This window comes from Streptomyces sp. CA-111067 (assembly GCF_050956065.1).
Lineage (GTDB): Bacteria > Actinomycetota > Actinomycetes > Streptomycetales > Streptomycetaceae > Actinacidiphila.
On record NZ_CP192103.1, the window covers coordinates 6283749 to 6309405 of the forward strand.

The window sequence follows — 25657 nt, forward strand, 5'->3', positions numbered from 1 at the left end:
ACAGCTCCACTGCATCGGAGGTCTTCGCCATGATCAAGCCCGACACGTGTCAACAACGCTCGTGATCAATACACCTAGCCGGCGTCCCCCGACGGGCTGGGGCTCGCGCTCCCCGACGGGGTAGGGCTCGCCGGCGCCGTGGGAGACGTACTCGGGCTCGGGCTGGTGCTCGGCCGCGTGGTGGGCTTCGGCACCGGGTGCTTGGACCAGTCGCCGCCGTGGCCGTTCTTCGTCGGGTCGGACAGCGAGGCGGGGTCGGAGTCCGGCGGGCCGCCCTTGCCGCTGGTCACCGGCGGCACCGAGATCGGCGTCGGCCGCTCCGCCTGCGCGGGCACCTTGCGGGCCTTGTAGTGCGCCAGCGGCAGCTGGGTGGAGTCCGGGCGGACGGCGCCCAGTATCGGGTTGGCGGCGATCGGCGAGACCTTCACGAAGGCGCCGGGGCGCGGCGCCTGGATGACCAGGCCGTCGCCGATGTAGAGCGCCACATGGCTCGCGCCGGAGAAGTAGATCACCAGGTCGCCCGGCCGCAGCAGCGACAGCGGCACCCGGGGCAGCTGCGCCCACTGCTGCTGGCTGGTGCGCGGGATGGTGACCCCGGCGTGCGCCCACGCCTGCGAGGTGAGCCCCGAGCAGTCGAACGAGTCCGGGCCCTGCGCGCCCCACACGTACGGCTTGCCGAGCTGCTTGAAGGCGTAGGCGATGGCCGCGTCACCGGCCTTGGAGGGGGCGCCGAGCGCCGGGTCCGCGCCGAGCGCCTTGGAGTCCAGCAGCGCCTTCTGCGCCTTGTCGACGTCCTGCTGCTCCAGGTTCTGCAGCTCGCCGCGCTGCACCCCGGTCAGCCCCGCGAGCAGCGCCTCGACCTGCCGCAGGTGGGTGTCCACCGCCGACTTCCGGGCGGCCTGGAGGGTCTGCGACTGCTGCGCCTTGTCCAGCGCCTGCTGCGCCTGGGTGTTCAGCGCCGCGAGCCGGGCCTCGCCGCTGGTCAGGTCGTCGAGGACGTCCTTCTGGTGTCCCGCGGCCCGGTCCACCACCCGCAGCGAGCCGAAGAAGTCCTGCGGGCTCTCGCCGGTCAGCATCGACAGGTACGGCGACACGCTGCCGTCCTGGTACATCTGCCGGGCCATCAGCCCGAGCTGCGCCTTGCTGTCGGCGACCGCGACCCGCTGGTCGGCGAGCTGCCGGTCGAGCTCCTCGGCCTTGCCGCGCTGGGTGTCGGCGGTCTCCTTGGCCTGGTTGTACGACTCGGTGGCGGTCTCCGTCTGGAGGTAGAGGGTGTGCAGCTGGTCGAGCAGGTCGGGCAGCGAGGCGGAGGGCGAGAGCGCGGGCGGCCCGTCCGGCCGGGCCGCGGCCTGCTGGGCGGCGGGCAGGGCGAGGGCCGCGGCGGCGAGCAGCGTGCCGCACACCACCGCTGACCGCATCCACCCTCTGGTCCGTCGAACCACTGACATGCCCTCATCTCCCCGTAACCGCCAGGTAACACGCTTTCCGCAACGGATCCTGACACGGATGGCCTGATGCCGACAGGGGGACTGGGCGAATGCGCCCAAGGCCGTCACCCCGGGGGGTGACGCTACCTCGCGGCGGCCGGAAAGCCGCTGACCCGGCACAAGAGGCCGGGTCAGCGGGAGTGGCGGGGTGCCCGGGAGCGGCCTCGTTCAGCCCCGGGCCGGCCCGGGTTAGCCGAAGTAGCTGTCGAAATTACGCTCGAATTCCCAGTTGCTGTACTTGTCCCAGTTCACCGACCAGGTCATCAGGCCGCGCAGCGCCGGCCAGGTGCCGTGGGTGGCGTAGCTGCCGCAGCCCGTCTTCTTCGTCAGGCAGTCGAGCGCCTGGTCGAGCTGCGCCGGGGCGGTGTAGCCGTTGCCCGCGTTGCTGGACGCGGGCAGCCCGATGGCCACCTGGGAGGGGGCCAGCGCCGGGAACATGTTGGCGGTGTTGCCCGCCACCGGGAACCCGGTGAGCAGCATGTCGGTCATCGCGATGTGGAAGTCCGCGCCGCCCATGGTGTGGTACTGGTTGTCCAGGCCCATGATCGGCCCGGAGTTGTAGTCCTGGACGTGCAGCAGCGTCAGATCGCTCCGCAGCGCGTAGATCACCGGCAGGTACGCGCCCGCCCGCGGGTCCTGGCCGCCGAACGGGCCCGAGCCGTAGAACTGGTAGCCGAGCTGGACGAAGAACGTCTCGGGGGCCATGGTCAGCACGAAGCCGCTGCCGTAGCGCGCCTTGAGGGTCTTCAGCGCCGAGATCAGGTTGACCACCACGGGGGTGGTCGGGTTCTTGAAGTCGGTGTCGCCGGTGTTCAGCGACAGCGAGTGGCCCTCGAAGTCGATGTCGACCCCGTCCAGGCCCCACTTGTCGATGATCGCGCTGACCGAGGACACGAAGGCGTCCCTGGCGGCGGTCGTGGTGAGCTGCACCTCGCCGTTGGCGCCGCCGATGGACAGCAGCACCTTCTTGCCGGCCGCCCGCTTGGCGGCGACGGCGGCCTTGAAGTCGGCGTCGGACTCCACCGACGGGCACTCGCTCACCGAGCAGCGGTTGAAGTGGATGCTGCCCGAGGTGGGGGAGTCGGTCTCGCCGAAGGCCAGGTCGATGACGTCCCAGTCGGCGGGTACGTCGGCCAGTCGGGTGTAGCCGGAGCCGTTGGCGAAGGTGGTGTGCAGGTAGCCGACCAGCGCGTGGGCCGGCAGCCCGCCGGAGGACGGCGGCGAGGTGGGCGGAGTGGTGGGCGGCGTGGTCGGGGGAGTGGTCGGCGGCGTCGTGGGCGGGGTGGTCGGCGGGGTGGTGGTGCCGCTGCCCGGGCCCTGGAGCGAGATGTCGTCGGCGTTGTACGCGGGCTGCCCGTACCAGCCGTGCACGAAGACCGAGGCGCTGGTCTGGCCCGCGCCGGTGGTGAAGGAGACGCTGAGCTGCGCGTAGCCGCCGCCGGTGCCGGGCGTCCAGGTGCTGGCGCCGCCGGTCACACCGAGGTAGACGTAGGAGCCCTTGACCTGCGCGGTGAGGGTGTACGCGGTGTTCGGCGCCACGGTGACGGTCTGCGCGCACTGGCCGGTGCTGCTGGCGCCCGGCGTGGCCTGGAGCGCGTGGGTGCCGCCGTGCGCCTGGCCGGTGACCACCGAGGCGCCCGCGTCACAGGTCCAGCCGGACAGGTCGCCGGTCTCGAAGCCGCCGTTGGCCAGGAACTCGCCCGCGCTCGCGGACGGTGCCAGCGCGACGAGGCCGCCGACGGCGAGGGCGCCGGCCAGCGCGGCGGAGGCGGCGACGAGGGATCGGGTACGGCGGCGGGGGCGGGGTCTGCTGCCGGTGCGCGATGCGGGGATGAGCATGGGGGGATGCTCCTTCGGTGAGGAGGTCATGTCATCAGGCAGCAAATAGGTCCAGACCAATTGTGTCAATGGTCCGGACCATCAGAGTGCCGGGTGCGTCACTTCCGCTTCGACCAGGGCCACTTCGGGCCGCCGGGCCGCTCGCCCTCCGGGTCGTACACGAACACCCAGCGGGTGCGGCGCGATCCGCGCGGCCCCGGGCTCGGCTCGCGGTGGTAGACGTGCACGGCCTCCGGGCCGCCCGCCGGGTCGGGCACCGGCACCGTGTAGACCCGCGGCGGCTGCCCGGTCGTACCGGTCAGCACCTGAAGCACCCGCCCGTCCAGCGGGCCGCCGACGAACTCGGTGTCCTCGTGTCTCACCGGCTCAGGATGACACGTCGGGCGCCGGCACGTCCGGCTTCAGCAGATGCCCCGCGAGACCGGCCAGCGGGGCGATCCGCCGGGCGAGGCCGCCCGCGGGGCTGTCCGGGGTCTCCTCGGCCAGCGCCCGGGCCGCGGCCTGCGCCGTCTGCGGGTCGGTGGTCGCGGTCACCAGCAGCAGCCCGATGAAGTGGTCCACCAGCCACTCCCGCAGCTCCCGCACCGGCGGCTGCTTGCCCGCGTCCAGCCAGCTCAGCGACACCGCCTCGACCGCCGCGATCCAGGACCGCACCATCATCGCCAGCCGCGGCCCCGGCTCGGTCACCCCCAGGTGGCGCAGCACCTGCTCGGCGGCCCCGCGGCGCACGCCGTCCACGATCGCGAAGGTGCGGCTGGTCTCGGCGACGCTGCCGCCGCGCAGCAGCGCCCCGTAGGCCGGGGCGTGCTCGTCGACGTAGGCCAGGTAGCGGTCCAGCGCGTTCGCCAGCCGCTGGGTCGGCGGGCCCTGGGTCGGCACCGCGAACCTGCCGATCAGCTCCTGCGCCGCGTCCCGCACCGCGACCTCGTACAGCTGCTGCTTGCCGCCGGGGAAGTACCGGTAGACCAGCGGCCGCGACACCCCGGCCGCCGCCGCCACGTCGTCGATCGAGACGTCCTCGGGCCGCCGGTGGCCGAACAGGTCCACCGCCGCGGCCAGCAGTTGCGTCCGCCGCTGCTCGACGCTCATCCGGCGGTACGCCGGCCCCGCCGCGCTGCTGGTCATACCTGGGAGGGTAACCGCCGTGCGCGGCGCGGGCGTCAGGCCAGCAGGCCGGAACTGCGCCAGACCCGTACCGTCGGCCCGCGCAGCAGCCCGATCTCGTCGAAGAAGTCCATCAGCCGCTTCGCGGACTGGGCCATCACGTCCCTGCGGTGCGGGCTGCGCCGGGCCTGTGCCACGGCCTGCTCAGGGTCGAGGCCGACCGAGGCGTAGACCTGCGGGGCGATCAGCGAGCGGGCCACCACCCGGGCGGTCTGCGCCGACATGACCCGGGTCAGCTCGATCTCCCAGCGCGGCGCCGTCGTCATCTGGCGGCGCAGCTCCTCGCGGGCGTACCGGATGTGCCGGGCCTCCTCGACCACATGGATCCTGGTGATGCCCCGGTTGAGGTCCTGCACCCGCTCGTCGGGGAAGGTCAGCCGCTGCATCCAGTCCAGGATCTCCTCGGCCAGCAGCGTGCCGGTGAACGAGCCGGGCGTGGTGGACGCGGTCTTCATCACCCGGCCGAGCCCGAGGTCGAGCCGGCTCGGCCGGTAGGCGGGGGTGCCCATCCGCGTCACCGCGCGGGCGAACATCTTGGAGTGCCGGCACTCGTCGGCGATCTCGGTGAGCGCGTACCGGACGTGGCCGCTGGTCGGGTCGAGGTCGTAGGTGTGCCGCAGCAGCAGCTGCATCAGGATCGTCTCGAACCAGACCCCGATCGAGCACAGCGACGCCGCCTCGTGCCGGCTCAGCTCGATCCGCTGCTCCTCGGGCATCCGCCGCCACAGCGGGGTGTCGTAGAGCGAGACCAGCTCCGGCGGCCAGAACCACTTGCCCTCCTCGAAGGGCGCGTCCCAGTCCAGCTCGGTGTCCGGGTCGAAGGAGTGCTTGGTGGAGGCCGCGAGCAGCCGCTCCGCGGTCTTCTCGCGGTCGATCAGCTTGACGTCCATGGGTGAAATGGCCTCCGGTGCACGAGGGTTACCTGCGGTACGGTCCTTATGAGACTCTGTGTCAACAAGGCCGTCAAGCCCCCGTGCACAACCGCCAGATCCGACAGGAGCCCCCGATGCCCACGGAAGGTCTGTACACGCAAGCGCCCGCCGAGTGGACCTGGCAGGTGCCCGCCACCGGCGCCGCCCGCTTCAGCTGGGAGTACGACGACGGCCGGGACCGGCTGCTCGCCCTGTACCAGAAGGGCAAGGACAAGCAGTGGGACGCGGCCAAGCGGATCGACTGGCACCTGGAGGTCGATCCCCACGACCCGCTCGGCACCCCCGACGAGGCGATGTCGCTGTACGGCACCCGGTACTGGGACGCGATGACCGACAAGGACAAGGGCCTGCTGCGGCAGCACTACACCGCCTGGCAGTTCAGCCAGTTCCTGCACGGCGAGCAGGGCGCGATGGTCTGCGCGGCGAGGATCGTGGAGTCGGTGCCCGACCTGGACGCGAAGTTCTACTCGGCCACCCAGACCATGGACGAGGCCAGGCACGCCGAGGTCTACGGCCGCTTCCTGCACGAGAAGGTCGGGCTGCTCTACCCGGTCAACGACCACCTCCAGGCGCTGCTGGGCGACACCCTGCGCGACTCCCGCTGGGACATGCCCTACCTCGGCATGCAGGTGCTCATCGAGGGCCTGGCGCTGGCCGCGTTCGGCATGATCCGGGACACCACCACCAAGCCGCTGCCCAAGCAGATCCTGGCCTACGTCATGCAGGACGAGGCCCGGCACGTGGCCTTCGGGCGGATGGCGCTGCGCGACTACTACCGGCAGCTGTCGGACGCCGAACTGCGCGAACGCGAGGAGTTCGTGATCGAGGGCTGCTACCTGATGCGGGACCGGCTGCGCGGCCTGGAAGTGCTGGAGAACTTCGGCGTACCGGCCGCCGAGGCCGCCGAGTTCACCGAGGCGTCGGAGTTCCTGCACCTGTTCAGGAAGCTGCTCTTCAGCCGGATCGTGCCCTGCGTGAAGGACATCGGGCTGTGGGGGCCGCGGCTCCAGCAGGCGTACGTGGACATGGGCGTGTTCGAACTCGGCGACTCCAACCTGGACCTGCTGATGACCCAGGACGAGGAGATCGCCGAGCGGCTCGACGCCGAGCGGTTCGCCGCGGAGGAGCAGGCCAGGGTCGCCGAGGTGGCCGAGACGATCGCCGAGGGCGCGGCCGGCCCGGCCGCTGACGGTCCGTCCGCCGACGGGCCGGAAGTCCGGATTGTGTAACGGCCCCCCGACCGGCCCGCCGTCGCGGAACCGTACTCTGGCCGCTCGCATCTTTCCGATCGCGGTGGCCGGGGACAGGCTCCGCGCGGACGAGCCGAGAGCACTAGCAGGCGGGCGGGTACACACACGATGGCGGGACGACGAATATCGCTGGCGGCACTGACATCGGCGCAGCGCACGGTGGTGATCACCATGACGGCCGCGCTCGCGCTGATCATCACGGTGGTGACCGCGTCACTGGTGTCAGGATCCGGCAGCGATGTCGCACACGCCGCCTCCCCGACCGCCGACCAGGGCAAGAGCAGTTCGGCGAGCCCCAAGCCGCACACCACCGCGCCGCGCACGCCCGCCGTACCCGCCGTGCCCGACTCGATCCAGCACCAGGCCGAGGCGCCGGGCAAGGCCGTCAACATCACCATCGACGACGGCCCCGACCCGGTCTGGACCCCGAAGGTGCTGCAAGTGCTCAAGCAGTTCCACGTGCACGCCACGTTCTGCATGATCGGCCCGCAGGCCAAGGCCAATCCGGCCCTGGTCCGCCGGGTGGTCGCCGAGGGCCACCGGCTGTGCGACCACACCGTCTCGCACGACGAGTCGATGGACCACAAGCCGTTCGCGTACCAGAAGAAGGAGATCCTGGACGCGCAGGACATGATCACCACCGCGGCCGGCGGCACCCGGGTGCAGTACTACCGCGCGCCGGGCGGCGCCTTCACCCCGGCCAGCCGGGCGCTGGCCGCCCAGCACGGGATGCGCCCGCTGGGCTGGAACATCGACACCAAGGACTTCTCCCGGCCGGGCGTCGCCACGATCATCTCCACCCTGAAGTACGAGATCGGCAACGGCCCGACGATCCTCTTCCACGACGGCGGCGGCGACCGCACCCAGACCGTGGCGGCCCTCAAGCAGGCACTGCCCTGGCTGGCCCAGCAGGGCTACGCGTTCAGCTTCCCGAAGGTGAAGTGACTCCCGGCGGCGACGTGAGCACTGCCTGCATCACGGCCCGGGCGATCGGCGCCGCGTTGCCGCCGCCCGAGATGTCCGCGCGGACCGCCTCCGCGTCCTCCACCACCACCGCGACCGCCACCGCGGCGTGGCTGCCGCCGGGCGGCTTGGCGTAGGAGATGAACCAGGCGTAAGGCGTACCGGTGTTGTCCACGCCGTGCTGCGCGGTGCCGGTCTTGCCGCCGACCGTGACGCCGGGGATCGCCGCGTTGGTCCCGGTGCCCTCGGTGACCACCGCCTCCATCAGCTCCTGGAGCTGGTCCGCGGTGGCCTCGCTGACCGCCCGGTGCAGCGCCTTCGGCTCGGTGGCCGACACGGTGGCGCCGCTGCGGTTGGTCACCCGGTCCACCAGGTACGGCGTCATCAGCTCGCCGCCGTTGCCGACGGCCGCGGCCACCATCGCCATCTGCAGCGGGGTCGCGGTGGTGTCGAACTGGCCGATGGACGACAGCGCCACCTGGTCGGGGCTCATCCGGGTGTCGAAGTTGCTCCTGGCCACCCCCGGCGGGATCCGCAGGCCGGTGTCGTTGAAGCCGAACGCCTCCGCCTGCGCCACCATCCCGCGCAGCCCCACGTCCGCGCCGAGCTTGGCGAAGACCGTGTTGCACGACACCCGGAACGCGTCGAACATGCTGGCGTCCGCGCAGCCCGGCCCCTCGTTGGCCAGCGAGACCGTGGTGCCGGGCAGCCGGTACGGGTCCGGCGAGACGGTCGGCGCGTGCGGGTCGGGGACCAGGCCGCTCTGCAGCGCGGCGGCGGCCGTCACCACCTTGAACGCGGAACCGGGCGGGTAGCTCTGCCGGATCGCCCGGTCCAGCATCGGCTGGGTGCGGTCCCGGGTCAGCCGGGTCCAGTCACCGGTGGCGTCGGCGCCGGACCCCGACAGCAGCGACGGGTCGTAGGACGGCGACGACACCAGGGCCAGGATCCGGCCGGTGGCCGGGTCGAGCGCGGCCACCGCGCCGGTGCGGCCGGCCAGGCCGGCGAAGGCGGCCCGCTGGGCGGCCGGGTCGATGGTGGTGTGCACATCGCCGCCGCGCTGGGTGTCCCGGGTGATCTCGTTCCACAGCGGCACCGACGCCAGCTCGTGCGCGGTGCCCGACAGCACGCCGTCCTGCGTGCCCTCGACCAGTGAGGTGCCGTACAGCTGCGAGGCGAAGCCGGTGACCGGCGCGTAGAGCGGCCCGTCGGTGTACGTCCGCAGGTACCTCAACTGGCCGCCGGTGGGCCGCGATCCGGTGACCGGCTTGTCCGCCACCAGGATGTTCCCGCGCGGCTGGTGGTAGCGGGCGATGGCGATCCTGCGGTTGGCGGGGTTGCCGTCGAAGTCGTCGGCCCGCACCACCATCACCCGCACCGCGTTGACCAGCAGGGCGAGCAGCAGCAGGAAGCAGAAGCCGGCGGCGTGCCGTGCGCAGCGGATCACCGGACCGCCTCCAGCGGCGCGTCCGGCGCCCCGGCCGGCTCCGGCACCGGGCGGCGGGCGCTGTCGCTGACCCGGATCAGCAGCGCGACGATGATCCAGTTGGTGACCACCGAGGAACCGCCCTGCGCCAGGAACGGCATCGCCATGCCGGTCAGCGGGATCAGGTCCATCACCCCGCCGGCGATCACGAACACCTGGAGCGCCAGGATCGACGACAGGCCCACCGCGAGCAGCCGGCCGAACGAGTCGCGCAGCGCCAGACCGGCCTGGAAGCCGCGGGCCACCAGCAGCGCGTAGAGCAGGAACAGCGCGCTCAGCCCGGCGAGCCCCAGCTCCTCGCCGGCCGTGGCCAGGATGAAGTCGGACTTCGCGGCGAAGCCGATCAGGTAGGAGTGGCCCTGGCCCAGGCCCGCGCCGAGCACCCCGCCGTCGGCGAAGGCGAACAGCGACTGGGCGAGCTGGTTCGGGCCGAGCCCGGCGTCGATGGTGGCGAACGGGTGCAGCCAGTCCTGCACCCGGCCGTGCACATGGGGCTCCAGGGTGCCCACCGCGACCGCGCCCGCCGAGGCCAGCAGCAGCCCCACCGCGATCCAGCCGGTACGGCCGGTGGCCACGTACAGCATCACCACGAAGAGCCCGAAGAACAGCAGCGAGGTGCCCAGGTCCCGTTCCAGCACCAGCACCCCGACGCTGATCAGCCAGATCGCCAGCACCGGGCCGAGCACCCGCCCGGTGGGCAGTTGCAGCGACCGCAGCCCCCACACCCGCCGCAGCCGCCGGAAGCTGCGGCCGGTGTACGCCAGCGCGGCCCCGTTCGCGGCCAGGTAGGCGGCGAAGAACACCGCGAGCAGCACCTTGGCGAACTCGCCGGGCTGGATGGAGAACCCGGCCACCCTGATCCAGATCTTGGCCCCGTTGATCGCCGGGAAGAAGATCGGCGCCACCATCAGCGCCAGCGCCGCCGTCACGCTCAGATAGGCGTACCGGGCCAGCACCCGGTGGTCGCGCAGCGCGAGCACCACCACGCCGAACAGGCCGACGCCGAGCGTGGACCAGGTCAGCTGCGCCGGGGCCGCCCGCGGGCCGAGCGAGGGGGCCAGGTCGAGCCGGTAGATCAGGATCAGCCCGATCCCGTTGATCAGCACGGCGATCGGCAGCAGCAGCGGGTCGGCGTACGGGGCCCTGGCCCGCACCGCCAGGTGCGCGAGCAGCGCCAGCACGCCGAGCCCGGCGCCGTAGCCGGCCGCGCCCGGCGGCACCGCGCCGTCGGCGGCCAGGCCGACCTCCGCGTAGCCGTACACCGAGATCAGTACGGCGGCGACGAGCAGCGACAGCTCGACCCCGCGGCGCCGCGGCGGCCGGGGCGCGGCGGCGTCCCGGCGCGGGGGAGCGGCGGCCGGCGTTGCGCTCATGGGCTGCAACCTAGCAAGGGGCAGGGCATATGTCCGTTAAGTCGGTACGCTCGCGGCGCGGTCTCCGTCGGGCTGCGAGCGGGTTCGCCGTTGCGTCGCGGGCCGGGGCAGGGGCCGGGCGTCCCCGCCGGGGCGATGTCACCGGCCACCCGTAGGCTGGCCGCCATGACCGCTCCGGACGAGCTAGCCGACCTCCCGTACGCCGACCAGCTGCGCCCGTTCAGCGGCCCGCTGACCGTCGAGGGCGACTACGACACGGTGCACATGGACCGGCTCAGCTTCGAAGGCGGCGAGCGCGCGGCCGGCTCCCGCTTCCTGGAGTCGGCCGTCACGGACTGCGTCTTCGCCGGCACGAACCTGCGCCGCGCCCGGCTGAACGACCTGTGGGCGTCCGGTACCCGCTTCACCGGCTGCACCCTCGCCGAGAGCAGCTGGCTGGACACCACCCTGACCGGCTGCTCGCTGGCCGGCGTGGAGGCGTTCGACGCGGTGCTGCGCCGGGTGGTCTTCCGGCACTGCAAGCTCGACTCGGTGAACCTGCGCGCCGCCGCGCTGCACGAGGTGGTCTTCGAGGACTGCGTGCTGCGCGATGTGGACTTCGGGCAGGCGAAGCTCGACGGGGTGACGTTCCCCGGCAGCCGCCTGGAGCGGGCCCGCTTCGGCCGGGCCACCCTGAAGAAGGCCGACCTGCGCGGCGCGCTGGCCATCGACCTGGCCGACGGCCACGAGTCGCTGCGCGGCGCGCTGATCACCTCAGTCCAGCTGCTCGAACTCGCACCCGCCCTGGCCCAGACCCTCGGCATCATCGTCAAGGACCGACAGGAGACCCACCAGTGAGCACCCCCCTGTACGACATCCCGCTGCAGACCCTCGACGGCGAGCCCACCACCCTGGGCGAGCACCGCGGCAAGGCGGTGCTGGTGGTGAACGTCGCCTCCAAGTGCGGCCTCACCCCCCAGTACGAAGGACTGGAGCGGTTGCAGAAGCGCTACGCCGACCGCGGCTTCACCGTGCTCGGTGTACCGTCCAACCAGTTCGGCGGGCAGGAGCCCGGCAGCGCCGAGGAGATCAAGACCTTCTGCTCCACCACCTACGGCGTCAGCTTCCCGCTGCTGGCCAAGACGGACGTCAATGGCGTGAACCGGCACCCGCTCTACCAGGTACTCACGGAGCTGCCCGACGCGGCGGGCGAGGCCGGCGACATCACCTGGAACTTCGAGAAGTTCCTGGTCAGCGCGTCGGGAACGGCCGTGGCGCGGTTCCGTCCGGCCACCGAGCCGGAGGCTGCGGAGGTCACTGTGGCCATTGAGGCACAGCTCCCGGGCTGACGATCCACGCCCGGCCACCGGCCCTCCGGCGGGTGCCTAGATGCGCGAATGCGCCATGGCAGAATCCGGCCGGTCGGTGGACATTGTCCGGATCACCCCCTTCCTGGTTGGCTCTTATTACCGCCCCACGAGGAAGGGACCGCGGCAGTGCAGGAGACAGATTTCCGTACCGGGCACTTGTGCGTCGATACGGATCCCGCGCTGTGCGTTCCCTGCCAGGAGCGGCTGGATCGGCAACTCGCCTTGCTTCCCCGGGTATACGGCGAGTTGGAAGCTTCACCCGTACCGGCGCCGGACTCCGGCGACCGACTGACCGGCACTCCCCGGCCCGGCATCCCCCTGAACGGGCCGGCTGTCGAGGCGCGCGCCGAGATACGAGTGACCCTGGCTTCCTGGGCCGATCTGATAGTCGAGGGCCGCACCGTCCGTCTCCCCCTGCGGACGGTGCCGGCCCTCGCCGCATTCCTACGCCGCCACCTCGGCTGGCTGGCCGTCCACCCGGCCGCGGACGACGCGGCGACCGACATCGACGCGCTGCTTCAGCGCGCACTGCGGGTCACCGACCCGCAGGACACCACCGTCCCGGCCGGCTGAGGCCCCCCCGAGCCTCCCGGGTCCCGACCCCCCACCGGGTCCCGAGAGTTCCCCCCACAGGAAACGCTGTGCGGCCCCGTGAATCTCACGGGGCCGCACAGCGTTTTCTGTGAAGTTGTCGCGGAGGGCGTCGGGTCCGCGGTGTGTGCCGGTCAGACCTGGACGGCGTCGGCGTCGGAGGCCACCGCCTGCGGGAACCAGCTGGCGGGAACCGCCTCGGTCCGCACCGCCTGCGGGAACCAGCTGGCCGGGGACGCGACGTCCGAGCCGGCCACGACCTGCGGGAACCAGCTTGCCGGGGTGGCCACTTCGGCCTGCGGGAACCAGCTGTCCGGTGTGACCGTGCTGGGGAACCAGCTGTCCGGATTCACCACGGAACCGACGGACGTGCCGGGATCGGCCTGACCCGAGTCGTCACCGCTGCCCACCGCGAAGGCGGTGCCGGCGGCTGACGACAGGACGAGCACCAAGGCCGCGACCGTTGAGACGTGAGCCGTATGCCGAATTCGCGACATCGTGATCCTTAGTGGTGGCAGGGTGTGGAAGTGCACGCGGTGCATCGGGGCCACAGGTAATGTCGTCATACTTGCAAAAAACACAGGCGGAGAGCCACACTCCGCTTGTGCGTATCTACGCAATGGCGTAAATGCGCACATCAGATCAGCCCTTGGCTGGCGGCGAGGACTCCGGCTTGAAACCTGCTGTCCGCCTGAAGGTACCGCATGATCTCAGACACCAGGCGACTCACGGTGCGCAGTGAGACCCCTAGTTTGCGCGCGATGCGCTCATCTGTCAGCCCATTCGCCAGAAGTCGCATCGTGGTGCGGTGCTGTTCGGTCAGTTCGCCCTCGGGGTCGGCGCTGCCTCCGGTCTTCGTGTGGAAGGGGACCGAGCGCAGCCAGCAGTCCTCGTAAAGGGCCACGTAGGACCGGACGAGGGCGGGCCCGCGGACGATGACCGCGGGACCGGTCGAGTCGTCCGGATTCGCCAGCAGAAGCGCGGTGTGGGAATCGGCGATGAGGAGATCGAAAGGCACCTGCGAGGTCAGCCGGACTTCCGCGCCGGTCGCCGTGAGATCCGAAAGATATTTACGCTGCCGCGGCGCGGAATCAATGCTCTGGCCATAAATGGCACGTACCCGCACTCCGCGTTCCATCAATGCGATGTCACCGGCGAGAGAACCGGAGAGCACTTCGCTCGGCGGCAGTGGTCCTGGATGCATGGAACCGGCGGATTCGCTAATCGTGGCGTCGAAGTCACGGAGGAACTGTGCTCTGCGGTGGTCCCGGGTGATCAGTTCGACCTCGATCTCGGCCGTCTCGCGCAGCACGGCCGGGCGGTACCGCTCCATCAGCGACTCCGCGGCCTGGACGATCGCCGACAACTCGTCGCGCTGGCTGCGCAATGCCTTGCGCTGCCGGGTCAACAGGTCGATCAGCGCCGCGTCCGGCTCCACCGAGTCCACCTCGTCGGGGGACTGCCCCGCACGTATCAGCCCCAGCTCGCGCAGCTCCGACCAGCCGGCCGCGGCCTCCACGTCGGTCAGCCCGATACCCGCCGCCGCCTTCGCGGGAACCGAGGGACCATTGGTGCGCAACGCCTGATAGAGGGCGAGACCAATGTCAGAGGCATCATCCCCGCTGCCCCGAACGGAATTGGCCACGGTTTACCCCTTTCATCGCCGCGTGCCGACCGCGCAGTCCTGGCCCACCCGGCGCCGGTCCCCGAAGTGACTCTAGCAATGGATCGGCCCCCTGCCATCGGTGATGTCATTCCGTGGGCCACCGCCGGCTTCCGACCGCCTTCGACCCACCGTCCCGGTTGGCGCCGGCACGCACCACGTAATGTGACGCCCGGCGCCCGGGATACCCCCTATGGTCCCTCGCGGCGGTCGTCCAGCGCGAGAGGTGCACGAACATGGGTTCGAACGAACTCCGGCCGGCCCGGCCGGGCGGGCAGGACGGGGAGGCCGGGGCGGAGGCCGGGCCGCTGCCCGTCGTCCTGATCGGGGCGGGCAAGGTCGCCCACGCGGCGCATCTGCGGGAGATTCGCGACCTGCCCGGCACCGTCAGGCTGGCCGCCGTGATCGAGGCCGACCCGGCGCACCGCGCCGCCGCCCTCGCGGGCTTCCCCGGCACCGTCGCCGCGGACGACCTGAAGCAGGCGGTGCAGGCCGGGGCGCGGGCCGCGATCTGCTGCACCCCGTGGTGGACGCACCGGGACACCGTGCTCGAATGCCTCGACCTCGGCCTGCCGGTGCTGTGCGAGAAGCCGGTCAGCCTCGACCCCGCCGAGATCGACGAGCTGATCGAGGCGGAGCGGCGCAGCGGCGTCCCCGTCGCGGCCGGCTATATGAAACGGCACGATCCCGTCGTCGCGGAGTTCATCGCGTACTGCCGGGCGCACCTGGACACCGGCCGCCGGATCGCGGTCGACCTCCACGACCCGAACGCGCCGCACCTGGTCGACCACCTCATGCCGTACGACGCCTCGCCCTTCGGCCCGCAGCCCCCGCCCGCGCAGGAGGCGCTGCGCCGGGCGCTCGGCCCGGCGGCCACCGACGCGCAGCGCGAGGCGTACGCCCGGGGGCTCGGCGGCTCGCTGATCCACCAGGTCAACATCGTGCACGCGATCCTCGCCGGGTCCGGGCGGCTGTACGGGCAGCTGCTCGGCAGCGACCAGTGGGCCGGCGGCAGCGCGGTGGCCTGCCGGTGGCGGCCGGCCGACGGGCTGCTGGTGGACGCGGCGCACCTGCGGCTGCCCGGGCACCGCCGCTACCGGGAGACCCTGGAGTTCACCGCGGCCGACTCCGTCGCGCTGCTGTCGATGCCGTCGCCGTACGCCCGCGACGAGGCGGCCACCCTCACGGTCGACACCTGGGACGCCGGGAGCGGCCTGGCCACCCGGCGGATCAGGACCGCGGAACCGGGGCACACCGGGTTCCGCCGCCAACTCGTGGACTGGGCGCGGGCACTGGCCGGCGACCCGGCCGCGCCGCCGATGCCGGGCCTGACCGAGGTGCGGGAGGACGCGGCCGCGGTCAGGGAGGCGGCGCTGCGGCTGTCCTGACCTGGTGGTTCCGCGGTTCCGGGGGCCGCCGGGGCAACGGATCGCGGGTCTCATGAGTATCTGGCGTACGCCGGGTAGCCGAGAGGTAGCAGCGCAGCAACTCGCCACCCATGGAGGTGACCGCCATGCTGTTCCTCGGTCTGCTGCTCCTGGCCGCAACGGCCGCGTTCACCGGGCTCGTCCTCGCCGACAACCTGTCGGGCGGCCCGGACTACAACGTGACCATCCTCGGCCACCACGTCGCCACCATGAACTCGCTGTCGATCTTCTGCGCCGGCCTCGCGCTGGCACTGATCTTCGGCCTCGGTGTGATGATGGCCCTGGCCGGCGGCGCCCTGCGCCGCCGCAAGTCCCGCAAGCTCGCCGAAGCCCGCCGCACCGCGGACGACACCGCCCGCGAGCGGGACGCGCTGGCCGCGGAGCTGCACAAGAACGACACCGAGCCGGCGACCGGCACCGGTACCGGCTGGGACGGCGGCGGGAACTGGGACAACAGCCGCGAGGGCGAGCCGGAGTACGCCGCCAGCCGGTACGAACCGGAGACGGCCCCCACCGCCGAGCAGCCCCGGCACCGGCACACCCGGCATCTGTTCGGCCACTGACCGGGGCAGATCTGCCGAGACCGGCACGAGACCGGCAAAGGAGCGGTGCCCGCAACCCGAGAGGGCTGCGGGCACCGCTCACCGCTGTAGGGCTGGGGGTTGTACGGGCGCCGGGAGCCGAACGGTGGCCGGACCGCGGTCAGCACCCCCCGTCACTCCTCGGCCGCCTCCACGAGCGCCTCCGGGTCCGGCACGTTCGGCAGCACGTCAGCCACGTAGCTCGCGACGGTCTTCTCCAGGCCGACGTCCCCCTGCGCCTTCTCCGACAGGTACCACCGGTGTTCGAGCAGCTCGTGGTACAGCTGCGCCGGGTCCATCCGGCCGCGCAGCTCCAGCGGGATCGACCGCACCGCGGGGCGGAACACATCGCGCACCCAGCGGTGGGCCAGCACCTCGGGGCGGGCGCCGAGCGGGTCGCCCGGCTCGTAGTCGTCCTGGCCGGCCATCCAGCTCTCCAGGTCGTTGAGCAGGCTCCGCGCCTGGTTCTCCTCGGTGTCCAGGCCGGTCAGCCGCAGCAGTTGGCGCTGGTGGTGCCCGGCGTCCACGACCTTGGGCAGGAACGTCACCGTGTCGCCCTCGGGCGAGCGCTGGAGCTGCATCTCGGCCACGTCGAAGCCGAGGTCGTTGAGCCGCCGTATCCGCCCGTCGATCTGGTGCCGCTTGCTCAGCGGGTAGACGGACTCGCTGGTCAGCTCGTGCCACAGGTCGGTGTAGCGGGCGACCATCGCCTCGGCGAACGTCATCGGGTCGACCGACGGGTGCAGCGAGCCGCCGGCCTCCAGGTCCATCAGCTCACCGGCGATGTTCAGCCGGGCCACCTCGATGTCGTACTCCCGCTGGCCGTTGCTCAGCCCCGGCTGTATCTGCCCGGTCTCGGCGTCCACCAGGTAGGCGGCGTAGGCGCCCGCGTCGCGGCGGAAGAGGGTGTTGGACAGCGAGCAGTCGCCCCACGCGAAGCCGACCAGGTGCAGCCTGACCAGCAGCACCGTCAGCGCGTCCAGCAGCCGGTTGACGGTGCCGGGCCGCATCGTCGTCTCGAACATCGAGCGGTAGGGCAGCGAGCCGCCCAGGTGCCGGGTGATCAGCGCGGGCTCCAGCGGTTCGCCGTCCGCGTCGACCCGCCCCGTCACCACCGCGATCGGGTCGACGGCCGGCACCGTGAGCCGGTCCAGGTCGCGCAGCAGGTCGTACTCGCGGACCGCCGCCCACTCGCTGACCTCCTTGATCGCGACGACCTCGTCGCCGGCCCTGGCGAACCGCACCACGTGCCGGGAGATGCCGCGCGGCAGCGCGACGAGCGAGGCGTCCGGCCACTGTTCGAGCGGCAGCGCCCACTCCAGGTCGAGCAGCGCCGACGGGTGGTCGGAGTCGAACGCCCTGATCTGAAGTGCCATGTCACGCCTCGGCTTCCTCGCGCGGCCCCGCGGCCGGCTCGCGCGGTCGGGGTGCGGTGTCCTGGTGGTCCGGCTCCGATGCTGTCATGCGGGCGCGGTGCCGTGCCGCCTCATACCGGGCGCCGGCCGCGGGCCAGCAGGCCCGAGAGGGTCACTTCGAGCAGCTGGCGCAGCACGTCGGCGAAGTCCGGCCGCATCGCGGACAGTTCGGGGTGCGCCTCGTAGGCGGCGAGCATCGCGGCCGACGGGCGGGAGTGCGTCCAGACGGCGCCGGCCACCAGCAGGGCGGCGGCGGTGGCCCGGAAGGCGTCCGCCTCGCCGAGCTCGGGGATCCGGGAGCCGATCAGCCCGGCCAGGGCGAGGGCGTTGGCCATGGCGGAGCGCTTGTACCGGACGGCGACCTCCGTCGAGACGTTCCGCTCCAGCACGGCGGCCTGCGCGCTGGTCAGATCGCAGAGCACCGGCCGGGCCGCCAGCGAGGCGGCCAGGACGGCGGCCACCGTGTCGGCGCGCACGTCCAGGGGGTCGGCCGCCGGGTCGACCGCCGCGTCCAGCTCCGCGTCCAGGTCCACCAGCCAGTCGCGCATGGCGGAGTCGAGCAGTTCGAGCAGCACCGCCTCGCGGGACTCGAAATACCGCAGCACGTTGGACTTGGCCAGGCCGACCCGCCGGCTCAGCTCGTTCAGGCTGACCTGGGACACCGGCATCTCGGCGAGCATCGCCGCGGCCGTCGCCAGGATCGCCTGCCGCCGCTGGGCGCGCTGCTCCTCGCTGCGGGCGCGCTGGAAGGAGTCGGCGGACCGGGCGGAGGCGGGGGCGGAACCGGCGGCGCGGGCGGGCTCGGACGGGGATGGTGTGTCCATCCGCCCATCGTACAGACCCCCGGTCTGTTGTTATCGGACCGGCGGTCTGCTAACGTCGAGTGCAACAGACCACCGGTCCTTTATGTGGCGGCGTTCCGCGGCCCGCGCTCTCCGTCCCAAGGCTGGAAAGACCTCGACCCGAGGAGTCCCGATGTACGTCGTCCCCGACCAGACCGGCAGGACCGCCGTCGTCACCGGCGCCAACAGCGGCACCGGCAAGGAGGCCGCCCGCCGGCTGGCCGCCGCCGGAGCGCGGGTGGTCCTGGCCGTGCGCACCCCCGCCAAGGGCGAGCAGGCCCGCGCCGAGATCCTGGCCGAGCACCCGCGGGCGGACCTGCTGGTACGCCGGGTGGACCTGGCCGACCTCGGCTCGGTCGCGGAGTTCGCCGACGCGACGCTGGCAGACGGCCCGCTCGACCTGCTGCTCAACAACGCCGGAGTGATGGCGCCGCCCACCCGGATGACCACGGCCGACGGCTTCGAGCTGCAGTTCGGCAGCAACTACCTCGGCCCGTTCGCGCTCACCCTCCGGCTGCTGCCCGCGCTGCTGGCCGCCGAGGCGCCCCGGGTGGCCACCATGAGCAGCGGCACCGCCAACTACGGCCGGATCCGCTTCGACGACCTCCAGTGGGAGCACGGCCGCTACAGCCCCAACCTCAGCTACGCCCAGTCCAAGCTGGCCGACCTGATGCTCAGCCGGCGACTCGCCGCCGTCGCCGCCGACCGCGGCTGGCCGCTGCTGAGCACCGCCGCGCACCCCGGCTTCACCCGCACCAACCTGCAGACGGCCGGTGCCAGCCTGGGCCGCGACAAGCCGAAGCGGTCAGTGCTCAACGGGGTGCCGTTCCTGCCCTCGCAGGGCGTCGAGCAGGGCTCGGAGCCGCTGCTGTACGCCGCGACCAGCCCGGACGCCGCCGCCGGCTTCTACTACGGTCCCGGCGGCCGGTTCGGCCTGGTCGGCCCGACCGCCACCGCGCGCATCCCGCGCCGGGCCCTGGACCCGGCCGCCGCCGCCCGGCTGTGGGCCGAGTCGGAGCGCCTCACCGGCGTGTCCCTGCCGGCCACCGCCGGCGCGTCCTGACCGGGACCGTCAGACGCGGTAGCGGTCGAGAACCTCCTGCCGCAGCTCGACGCCCAAGCCCGGCCCGGCCGGCGGGGTGAAGACGCCGTCGCGGGGGAGCAGCGGCCTGGTCGTCAGCTCGTGCTGCATCGGGTTGGTGATCGGTTTGATCTCCACCTGGCGGCAGTTCGGCGTGGCGAAGGACAGCGCCAGGCTGGCCGCCGTCACGATCGCGCTCGACCACGCGTGCGCGTTGATCTCCCGGCCGGCCGCGCCGGTGTGCGCGGCGGCCTCCCGCCAGCCGGTGACGCCCTCGCAGCGGCCGGGGTCGACGCCGACCACGTCCACGGTGCCGGTGGCCACGATCCGCCGCACCCCGCGCGGGGTCCACTCGCGCTCCCCGTAGGCGATCCTCGTACCGACCCGGGCGCGCAACTCCGCGTAGCCCTCGGGGTCGTCGGCGCCGAGCGGCTCCTCGATCCAGTCGATGCCGTACTCCTCGAACGCCAGGGTGCGGCGGACCGCGGTCCGCACGTCCCAGCGCACCGACGCGCCGATGTCGATCATGATGGACGGGCCCGGGCCGAGCTCCCGGCGCAGCGCGGCGACGAAGGCCACGTCCCGGTCGTGGTCCGCGCCGAGCCGGGCCGAACCGCGTTTGCCGAAGCCGACCTTGATCCCGGCCGCCGCGTGCTCGCGCACCCAGCCGGCCATCGTCGCCGCCATCTCGTCCAGGTCGGCGAGCGTGGCGTGGCAGCTGACCAGCGCGGGCAGCGCGGCGTGCACCGGGCCGCCGAGCAGGTCGAGCAGGCTCAGCCCGGACGCCTTGCCGGCCAGGTCCCACAGCGCGATGTCGAGCGCGGAGATCGCGAACGAGGCCAGGCCGCCGTTGCCGTACCACCAGGTGTGGTCCTTCAACGCGGCATGCACGGACGCGTGTTCCATCGGATCGCGGCCGACGACCAGCGGCGCCAGGCCGTCGACCAGCGCCGCGCAGGCCGTCGTCGCCTCCGGCCACATCGTGACGGCCTCGCCCCAGCCCACCGTGCCGTCGTCCGCGGTGACCCGTACGAACAGCAGGTGGCGGATGCCGCCGCTGTCGTTGGGCTCCGGGTAGCGGACCGGGACCGCCTCCACACCGATGACCTTCACGCGAGCACCTCCGACGTCTCGAACAGACCGCTGGCGGCGCTCCGGTAGGCCAGTTCGAGCGCCTCGACCGTCCGCGCGCCCAGCTCACCGGGCGCCGGGTTGTCGGTGGTCCGGCCGAGCGCCAGATCCACCAGGCGGCGGGCGGCCCGCCCGCCGTCGTACGCGCCCTCGCCGGGCACCACGTCCAGATCCTGCTGGCCGCGTCCCGGCCGGAAGACCGACACCCGCTCACGGAACACGTCGACGCTGAACTGCCCGGCCGAGCCCACCGCTTCGACCGCCAGATGGTGCTTGTTGCCGTCGGCGCCCAGGTAGGAGGAGGCGCCGCCGACGCTGCAGATACCGCCGCCGGCCAGCGACAGGCTGATCGCGTCGTGCAGTTCGACCCGGGCCCCCAGCGGCGCGGCCATCAGCGCGAACGCGCCCCTGGCCCGGGCACCGGTGAGGCCGAGGCCCAGCGCCAGCGCGTGCGAGAGCTGGGCCTGCCCGTAGCCGCCGCCGGACTTCTCCGGATCGGTCCAAGTGGCCTGCTCCGGCGCGGTGTCGGCGCTCGCGTCCGGGTACGCGCCGCTGTCCGCGAGCAGTTCACGGGTCTGCGAGGACATCGTCACGGCCATGTGCTCGACGCTGCCGATGCCGTCGACTCCCAGCAGCTCGCGGGCCCTTGCGATCATCGGCGAGAAGTTCCAGCCGAACGACACCAGCAGATGCCGCCCGGTGCGCTCCGCGGTGTCCACCAGAGACCAGGCCTGCGCCGAGGTCATCGTGAACGGCTTCTCGCACAACACGTGCGCGCCCGCCTCCAGCGCGGCCATCGCGTGCTCGTAGTGCGAGGCCGTCGGGCTGGCGACCACCGCGATGTCCACCCCCGCCGCCAGCACGTCCTGCTGGTGCTCGCTGGCGACCTCGAACCCGTACCGCTCCTTGATCCTGGCCAGCGCGTCGCCGCCGCGCCGGCACACCCCGACGAACTCGACGTCGCCGGCGGCCGCGGCCAGCGCGGGCAGATGCGCCGCCAGCGTCCACGACCCGGCGCCGATGACCCCCAGGCGCAGCTTCGTCACGTTGTCACTCCGTTCCACGGCACCCACGACACCGTCGGCGTCGCCGGCACCACTTGATCACAGGTCCGGCCGGTCACAGCTTCGCGAACCGCAGCCGCAGCTGGTCGAAGCTGACCGCGAGGATCAGCAGCGCGCCGCTGGCGACCTGCTGGTAGAAGCTCGACACGTTCAGCAGCGTGAGGCCGTTGTTGAGCACCCCGATGATCAGCAGGCCGACGATCGTGCCCTGGATGGTGCCCCGGCCGCCGGCCAGGCTCGCGCCGCCCAGCACGATCGCGGTCACCACGGACAGTTCGAGTCCGGTGGCCGCGTTCGGCGAGGCCGCCGACAGCTGCGAGTCCAGGATCAGCCCGGACAGCGCCACCCCGACACCGCTCGCGACGAACGCGATGACGATCATCTTCGCGCCGCGCACGCCGACCAGCCGCGCGGCGACCGGGTTGGAGCCGGCCGCGTACAGCGACCGGCCGAAGACCGTGTAGCGCATCAGCAGCGCGGCCAGCACCGCGATGCCGAGCAGCAGCAGCGCCGGCACCGGGATGCTCAGGAACGGGCGGGCGGTGCCGAGCCCGGAGAAGTTCGCCAGCTCCACGGTGGCGCCGTGCGCCCGCACTTCGGTCAGACCTCTCAGTACGGCGAGCATGCCGAGCGTGGCGATCAGCGCGTTGACCCGCAGCACCGTCACCAGCAGCCCGTTGACCAGTCCGATCAGGATGCCGAGGCCGACGGCGACCAGGACGCCGATGATGAGCGCGTGGTTCTGCGAGACGGTGGCCATCATCACGCCGCAGAAGGCCGCGCCGCTGCCCACCGACAGGTCCACCTGTCCGGCGATCAGCAGCATCGTGCCCGGGATCGCGATGATGCCGGTGACCGCGATCGCGGTCAGCACGTTGATGATGTTGTCCTTGGTCAGGAAGTACGGCGACTTGAGCCAGAAGAACACGATCAGCGCGACGAGGACGAGGAGCAGCGCCGCCAGTTCGGGCGCGGAGCGGCTTCGCTTGCGGACGCCGGGCGCGCCAGCGGCGGTGGCGGCGGTGGCGGCGGTGGCGGTCCCGGCGGGGTCGGCGTGGTCGGCGGCCTGGGCGGCTGAGGCGGTGCCGGTGGCTTTGGTGAGGCCGACCGGTGCGGCCGGTTCGGCGGAGGTCTGGTTCTTCCCGGTGATGTGGGACATGGGTTCCTCTTCGGAGCTGGTGGTGTCGTTCATCCGCCGGCGGCGTCCGTCAGTGCCTCGGTGGTGATCTGGTCGGCTTTCAGTTCGCGGGTGACCCGGCCGCGGATCATCACCACGGCCCGGTCGGCGAGTTGGACGACCTCCTCGTAGTCGCTGGTCGCGACGAGCACCGCGGCGCCCTGCGCGGCCATCGACCGCAGCGCCGTATAGATGTCGGCCCGCGCGCCGACGTCCACCCCGCGGGTCGGCTCCACCAGGACGAGCAGCTTCGAGCCGCGTTCCAGCCAGCGGGCCAGCAGCACCTTCTGCTGGTTGCCGCCGGAGAGGGTGGCGAGCAGCTGGTCCGCGCCGCCGGGCGCCCGGATGTTGAGGTCCCGGCTCCAGCGCCCGAACGCCTGCTGCTCGCGGGCCGCGTTGATCACCCCGAACCGGCTCAGCCGCGGCCAGGACGGGGCGGCCAGGTTCTCGCCGATGGAGCGGGTGATCAGCGCGCCCTCGCGCTGCCGGTCGGCGGCCAGATAGCCGACGCCCTGGTCGATGGCCTGCCGGGGTTCCTTCGCGGGCTCGCGGCCGAGCACGTGCACCGATCCCGCGCTCAGCCGGCGGCGGCCGAAGACGGTGTCGGCGATGTCGGACGTGCCGCTGCCGACCTTGCCGTACAGGCAGACGATCTCGCCGGCGCGGACGGTCAGATCGAGGTCGGCGTAGGCCGGCGGTGAACCGGCGCCGCGGAACTCCAGCACCGGTTCGCCGAGCGCGCCCGCGTCCTCGGCCGGTGCCTCCGGCCGGTGCACCGCGCCGATGTCCCGGCCGACCATCGCGGTGACCAGCTGCGCCCGCTGGAAGTCGGCGGCCGGCCCGGCCGCGGAGACCTCGCCGTCACGCAGCACCACCACGTCGTCGGCGATGGCGGCGACCTCGTCCAGCCGGTGGGTGATGTAGACGATCGCCACCCCCTGCTCCCGCAGCCGCCGTACGAAGCCGAAGAGCCGTTCCACCTCCTCCGCGGACAGCGCGGCGGTCGGCTCGTCCAGCACCAGGCAGGTGGCGTCGTCGGACAGCGCGCGGGCGATCTCCACGATCTGCCGCTCGCCGATCCGCAGCGATCCGACGGTGGCGTCCAGGTCGAGTTCGACGCCCATGCTGTCGAGCACGCCGCGGGCCCTGGCGCGCAGCGCCTTCCAGTTGACCAGCCCGGCGCGCCGCGGCCAGTGGCCGAGGCTGATGTTCTCCGCGACGGTCAGGTCGGGCGCGTCCGACAGCTCCTGGAAGATCATCCGGATGCCGCGCCCGCGGGCGCTGAGCGGATCGAGGCCCGCGACCCGCTCGGTGCCGCCGTCCGCCGCGGTGAAGTCGAGAGTGCCCGCGTCCGGGGCGTGCGCACCGGCCACCACCCGGACGAACGTGGACTTCCCCGCGCCGTTCTCGCCGAGCAGCGCCAGCACCCGGCCGCCGAGGACGTCCACGTCGATGCCGTGCAGTACCTCGGTGCCGGCGAAGGATTTCCTGATGCCCCGGGCCCGCAGGGTGAAGGCCGCGGGGCCGGCCTTCCGGGTCGTGGTGCTGGTCATCGACGTCTCCGATTCAGCCGGTCGGCAGGGATCAGCGGGTTCAGCGGTTCAGCGGCTTCAGCAGGACGGGCTGTAGACGCTGCCGACGTTGGCCGAGTTGATGATCTGGTGCGGGACCAGCAGGTTCTTCGGGATGGTCTGGCCCTTGATCGCCTGGATCAGGTACGGCACCCCGATCTCGCCGTACCGCTCGGGGAAGTACGCGGTGTCGCCGACCCACTGCGGGTTCGACTTGATCGCGCACCACGAGGACGGGTCGGCGCCCTGCCCCGACACGTACAGGTCCTTCTGCCGGCCCGCGGTCTTGGCCGCCGCGAGCGCCCCCTCGATCGCGTCGTCGTTGATCGCGGCGACGACGATCTTGTGCGCGCCCGGCAGCGTGGTGAGCACGTCGGCGAACGTGGTGCGGGCCTGGTCGATCCGGAACGCGTTCTCGGTCCTGAGGTTCTTCACCGGGCCGCACACCGACTCGAAGCCCTTGCGGTAGCCGCCCATCCGGGCGGTGTTGACCTCACCGGCGTCCGGCTCCTCCATGGAGACGAAAGCGTCGTACTCGCAGTCGAAGTTCTTCTTCATGTACGTGCCGAGCGCCTTGCCCGCCAGGTTGCCGGCGAACTCGTTGTTGGCGCCCATGAAGGACGTCTGGCAGGAGCCCTGCGCGATGTCGATCGCGATGACCGGCACCGACGGGCCCGCGCCGCAGATGGAGTCGGCGGACTTCGCGTCGGACTGGAAGTTCAGGTAGCCCTGCACGCCCTGCACCTTGAAGTTGCGCGCGCAGGCCAGCGCGGTGGCGCCGTCGCCCTTGGAGTCGCAGTAGACGAGCTGGGCGCCGGCCCGTTTGGCCTGGGTCTTGATCCCGTCGCTGACCAGCTTCGAGAACGGCACCGAGTCGTCGAGCGTGATCAGCCCGATCTTCATGCCCTTCCCGCTGCCCGGGACCGCCTGCTGGAACGTCACCGCGTCCGACTCGCCGCTCGGCGGGGCCGCCGTCGACGCGCCCGGGTTGACCGTGGCCGGCACCGTCTGGGACGCGGTGCTGCTGGTCCCCGCCTTGCCGGTACTGCACGCGGCGGGCAGCACCACCGCGACCACCCCGGCGAGCACGTTGATCAGAAGCCTCCTGGATCTCATACGAACGTCCTTTCAGCTGACTCGTGCCCACGGCGCCGAGCGGTGGTGGCAATCTCCGGAATGGATTCCAGGACTTCCTAGCTCCATATCGCCGCCAACGTCAAGGTTCTGCGCCAGATCGGCCAAAGCTCCTTCGCCCGGACAGCGCCGTGAAC

The 25657-nt window shown here is 72.2% G+C and carries 24 protein-coding genes; 8 read left to right on the top strand and 16 right to left on the bottom strand.

Annotation, left to right across the window (positions count from 1 at the left end):
* Window positions 1-74: 74 nt before the first annotated feature.
* The 5 genes from ACQPW6_RS27815 to ACQPW6_RS27835 form a co-directional block, all read right to left on the bottom strand.
* Complete coding sequence (locus ACQPW6_RS27815) at window positions 75-1448, bottom strand: C40 family peptidase (protein WP_433892419.1); 1374 nt, start codon at window positions 1446-1448, stop codon at window positions 75-77.
* Between the two features lie 228 nt (window positions 1449-1676).
* Window positions 1677-3326, bottom strand: coding sequence for a chitinase (locus tag ACQPW6_RS27820; protein WP_433892420.1), 1650 nt, complete (start codon window positions 3324-3326; stop codon window positions 1677-1679).
* 98 nt (window positions 3327-3424) lie between these two features.
* Window positions 3425-3688 carry a hypothetical protein gene (locus tag ACQPW6_RS27825; RefSeq protein ID WP_433892421.1) on the bottom strand — a complete coding sequence of 88 codons (264 nt, stop codon included), beginning with the start codon at window positions 3686-3688 and terminating at the stop codon, window positions 3425-3427.
* 4 nt (window positions 3689-3692) lie between these two features.
* Window positions 3693-4451 (bottom strand): TetR/AcrR family transcriptional regulator, encoded by a 759-nt coding sequence (locus tag ACQPW6_RS27830; RefSeq protein WP_433892422.1) that lies wholly within the window; start codon window positions 4449-4451, stop codon window positions 3693-3695.
* Window positions 4452-4486: 35 nt separating this feature from the next.
* Window positions 4487-5380 (bottom strand): AurF N-oxygenase family protein, encoded by an 894-nt coding sequence (locus ACQPW6_RS27835; RefSeq protein ID WP_433892423.1) that lies wholly within the window; start codon window positions 5378-5380, stop codon window positions 4487-4489.
* Between the two features lie 116 nt (window positions 5381-5496).
* On the opposite strand from ACQPW6_RS27835, the gene ACQPW6_RS27840 reads away from it, so the two are divergent.
* Window positions 5497-6651 carry a diiron oxygenase gene (locus tag ACQPW6_RS27840; protein WP_433892424.1) on the top strand — a complete coding sequence of 385 codons (1155 nt, stop codon included), beginning with the start codon at window positions 5497-5499 and terminating at the stop codon, window positions 6649-6651.
* A gap of 129 nt (window positions 6652-6780) precedes the next feature.
* Window positions 6781-7617, top strand: a complete 837-nt coding sequence (locus ACQPW6_RS27845) for a polysaccharide deacetylase family protein (protein WP_433892425.1) — start codon at window positions 6781-6783, stop codon at window positions 7615-7617.
* Here ACQPW6_RS27845 and ACQPW6_RS27850 read toward each other — a convergent pair.
* Window positions 7595-9082 carry a peptidoglycan D,D-transpeptidase FtsI family protein gene (locus ACQPW6_RS27850; protein WP_433892426.1) on the bottom strand — a complete coding sequence of 496 codons (1488 nt, stop codon included), beginning with the start codon at window positions 9080-9082 and terminating at the stop codon, window positions 7595-7597. The two genes, ACQPW6_RS27845 and ACQPW6_RS27850, sit on opposite strands and share 23 nt — an antisense overlap.
* Entirely contained in the window at window positions 9079-10494 is a 1416-nt protein-coding gene (locus ACQPW6_RS27855; RefSeq protein WP_433892427.1) for an FtsW/RodA/SpoVE family cell cycle protein, read from the bottom strand. Before ACQPW6_RS27855 ends, ACQPW6_RS27850 begins: the two co-directional genes overlap by 4 nt.
* 165 nt (window positions 10495-10659) lie before the next feature.
* Between ACQPW6_RS27855 and ACQPW6_RS27860 the strand changes: the two genes are divergently transcribed.
* The 3 genes from ACQPW6_RS27860 (at window position 10660) to ACQPW6_RS27870 (ending at window position 12416) form a co-directional block, all read left to right on the top strand.
* Window positions 10660-11331: a pentapeptide repeat-containing protein gene (locus ACQPW6_RS27860; protein ID WP_433892428.1), complete on the top strand. Its 672-nt coding sequence runs from the start codon at window positions 10660-10662 to the stop codon at window positions 11329-11331.
* Window positions 11328-11822: a glutathione peroxidase gene (locus ACQPW6_RS27865; protein WP_433892429.1), complete on the top strand. Its 495-nt coding sequence runs from the start codon at window positions 11328-11330 to the stop codon at window positions 11820-11822. Before ACQPW6_RS27860 ends, ACQPW6_RS27865 begins: the two co-directional genes overlap by 4 nt.
* A gap of 378 nt (window positions 11823-12200) precedes the next feature.
* Window positions 12201-12416 carry a hypothetical protein gene (locus tag ACQPW6_RS27870; RefSeq protein ID WP_433892430.1) on the top strand — a complete coding sequence of 72 codons (216 nt, stop codon included), beginning with the start codon at window positions 12201-12203 and terminating at the stop codon, window positions 12414-12416.
* A 152-nt stretch (window positions 12417-12568) separates the two neighbouring features.
* On the opposite strand, the gene ACQPW6_RS27875 is transcribed toward ACQPW6_RS27870, so the two are convergent.
* Together ACQPW6_RS27875 and ACQPW6_RS27880 are read right to left on the bottom strand one after the other, a co-directional pair.
* Window positions 12569-12886 carry a hypothetical protein gene (locus ACQPW6_RS27875; RefSeq protein WP_433892431.1) on the bottom strand — a complete coding sequence of 106 codons (318 nt, stop codon included), beginning with the start codon at window positions 12884-12886 and terminating at the stop codon, window positions 12569-12571.
* A gap of 185 nt (window positions 12887-13071) precedes the next feature.
* Complete coding sequence (locus tag ACQPW6_RS27880) at window positions 13072-14079, bottom strand: LuxR C-terminal-related transcriptional regulator (RefSeq protein WP_433892432.1); 1008 nt, start codon at window positions 14077-14079, stop codon at window positions 13072-13074.
* A gap of 254 nt (window positions 14080-14333) precedes the next feature.
* Here ACQPW6_RS27880 and ACQPW6_RS27885 point away from each other — a divergent pair, with 254 nt between their 5' ends.
* Together ACQPW6_RS27885 and ACQPW6_RS27890 are read left to right on the top strand one after the other, a co-directional pair.
* The gene (locus ACQPW6_RS27885; protein ID WP_433892433.1) at window positions 14334-15485 is read left to right on the top strand and encodes a Gfo/Idh/MocA family protein; all 1152 of its coding nucleotides are present in this window, start codon (window positions 14334-14336) and stop codon (window positions 15483-15485) included.
* Window positions 15486-15610: 125 nt separating this feature from the next.
* On the top strand, window positions 15611-16087 hold the full coding sequence (locus ACQPW6_RS27890; RefSeq protein WP_433892434.1) for a hypothetical protein: 477 nt from the start codon (window positions 15611-15613) through the stop codon (window positions 16085-16087).
* Between the two features lie 152 nt (window positions 16088-16239).
* Here the strand turns inward: ACQPW6_RS27890 and ACQPW6_RS27895 are convergent, their stop codons facing one another.
* Window positions 16240-17481 (bottom strand): DUF4032 domain-containing protein, encoded by a 1242-nt coding sequence (locus tag ACQPW6_RS27895; RefSeq protein WP_433892435.1) that lies wholly within the window; start codon window positions 17479-17481, stop codon window positions 16240-16242.
* 110 nt (window positions 17482-17591) lie between these two features.
* The gene (locus ACQPW6_RS27900; protein WP_433892436.1) at window positions 17592-18344 is read right to left on the bottom strand and encodes a TetR/AcrR family transcriptional regulator; all 753 of its coding nucleotides are present in this window, start codon (window positions 18342-18344) and stop codon (window positions 17592-17594) included.
* Between the two features lie 151 nt (window positions 18345-18495).
* On the opposite strand from ACQPW6_RS27900, the gene ACQPW6_RS27905 reads away from it, so the two are divergent.
* On the top strand, window positions 18496-19425 hold the full coding sequence (locus ACQPW6_RS27905; protein WP_433892437.1) for an SDR family oxidoreductase: 930 nt from the start codon (window positions 18496-18498) through the stop codon (window positions 19423-19425).
* 9 nt (window positions 19426-19434) lie between these two features.
* Here the strand turns inward: ACQPW6_RS27905 and ACQPW6_RS27910 are convergent, their stop codons facing one another.
* The 5 genes from ACQPW6_RS27910 to ACQPW6_RS27930 form a co-directional block, all read right to left on the bottom strand.
* Window positions 19435-20556, bottom strand: coding sequence for a mandelate racemase/muconate lactonizing enzyme family protein (locus ACQPW6_RS27910; RefSeq protein WP_433892438.1), 1122 nt, complete (start codon window positions 20554-20556; stop codon window positions 19435-19437).
* The gene (locus ACQPW6_RS27915; RefSeq protein WP_433892439.1) at window positions 20553-21620 is read right to left on the bottom strand and encodes a Gfo/Idh/MocA family protein; all 1068 of its coding nucleotides are present in this window, start codon (window positions 21618-21620) and stop codon (window positions 20553-20555) included. Before ACQPW6_RS27915 ends, ACQPW6_RS27910 begins: the two co-directional genes overlap by 4 nt.
* 73 nt (window positions 21621-21693) lie before the next feature.
* Complete coding sequence (locus ACQPW6_RS27920; protein ID WP_433892440.1) at window positions 21694-22797, bottom strand: ABC transporter permease; 1104 nt, start codon at window positions 22795-22797, stop codon at window positions 21694-21696.
* A gap of 29 nt (window positions 22798-22826) precedes the next feature.
* Complete coding sequence (locus ACQPW6_RS27925; RefSeq protein WP_433892441.1) at window positions 22827-24368, bottom strand: sugar ABC transporter ATP-binding protein; 1542 nt, start codon at window positions 24366-24368, stop codon at window positions 22827-22829.
* A gap of 57 nt (window positions 24369-24425) precedes the next feature.
* The gene (locus ACQPW6_RS27930; protein ID WP_433892442.1) at window positions 24426-25502 is read right to left on the bottom strand and encodes a sugar ABC transporter substrate-binding protein; all 1077 of its coding nucleotides are present in this window, start codon (window positions 25500-25502) and stop codon (window positions 24426-24428) included.
* Window positions 25503-25657: the final 155 nt, after the last annotated feature.

Excerpts from the sequence above, each read along its gene's own strand:
- ACQPW6_RS27900 (WP_433892436.1), bottom strand. The coding sequence starts at position 18,344 with ATGGACACACCATCCCCGTCCGAGCCCGCCCGCGCCGCCGGTTCCGCC.
- ACQPW6_RS27820 (WP_433892420.1), bottom strand. The coding sequence starts at position 3,326 with ATGCTCATCCCCGCATCGCGCACCGGCAGCAGACCCCGCCCCCGCCGC.
- ACQPW6_RS27890 (WP_433892434.1), top strand. The coding sequence starts at position 15,611 with ATGCTGTTCCTCGGTCTGCTGCTCCTGGCCGCAACGGCCGCGTTCACC.
- ACQPW6_RS27885 (WP_433892433.1), top strand. The coding sequence starts at position 14,334 with ATGGGTTCGAACGAACTCCGGCCGGCCCGGCCGGGCGGGCAGGACGGG.
- ACQPW6_RS27925 (WP_433892441.1), bottom strand. The coding sequence starts at position 24,368 with ATGACCAGCACCACGACCCGGAAGGCCGGCCCCGCGGCCTTCACCCTG.
- ACQPW6_RS27840 (WP_433892424.1), top strand. The coding sequence starts at position 5,497 with ATGCCCACGGAAGGTCTGTACACGCAAGCGCCCGCCGAGTGGACCTGG.
- ACQPW6_RS27860 (WP_433892428.1), top strand. The coding sequence starts at position 10,660 with ATGACCGCTCCGGACGAGCTAGCCGACCTCCCGTACGCCGACCAGCTG.
- ACQPW6_RS27835 (WP_433892423.1), bottom strand. The coding sequence starts at position 5,380 with ATGGACGTCAAGCTGATCGACCGCGAGAAGACCGCGGAGCGGCTGCTC.
- ACQPW6_RS27905 (WP_433892437.1), top strand. The coding sequence starts at position 18,496 with ATGTACGTCGTCCCCGACCAGACCGGCAGGACCGCCGTCGTCACCGGC.
- ACQPW6_RS27920 (WP_433892440.1), bottom strand. The coding sequence starts at position 22,797 with ATGTCCCACATCACCGGGAAGAACCAGACCTCCGCCGAACCGGCCGCA.
- ACQPW6_RS27930 (WP_433892442.1), bottom strand. The coding sequence starts at position 25,502 with ATGAGATCCAGGAGGCTTCTGATCAACGTGCTCGCCGGGGTGGTCGCG.
- ACQPW6_RS27815 (WP_433892419.1), bottom strand. The coding sequence starts at position 1,448 with ATGTCAGTGGTTCGACGGACCAGAGGGTGGATGCGGTCAGCGGTGGTG.
- ACQPW6_RS27830 (WP_433892422.1), bottom strand. The coding sequence starts at position 4,451 with ATGACCAGCAGCGCGGCGGGGCCGGCGTACCGCCGGATGAGCGTCGAG.
- ACQPW6_RS27895 (WP_433892435.1), bottom strand. The coding sequence starts at position 17,481 with ATGGCACTTCAGATCAGGGCGTTCGACTCCGACCACCCGTCGGCGCTG.
- ACQPW6_RS27845 (WP_433892425.1), top strand. The coding sequence starts at position 6,781 with ATGGCGGGACGACGAATATCGCTGGCGGCACTGACATCGGCGCAGCGC.
- ACQPW6_RS27855 (WP_433892427.1), bottom strand. The coding sequence starts at position 10,494 with ATGAGCGCAACGCCGGCCGCCGCTCCCCCGCGCCGGGACGCCGCCGCG.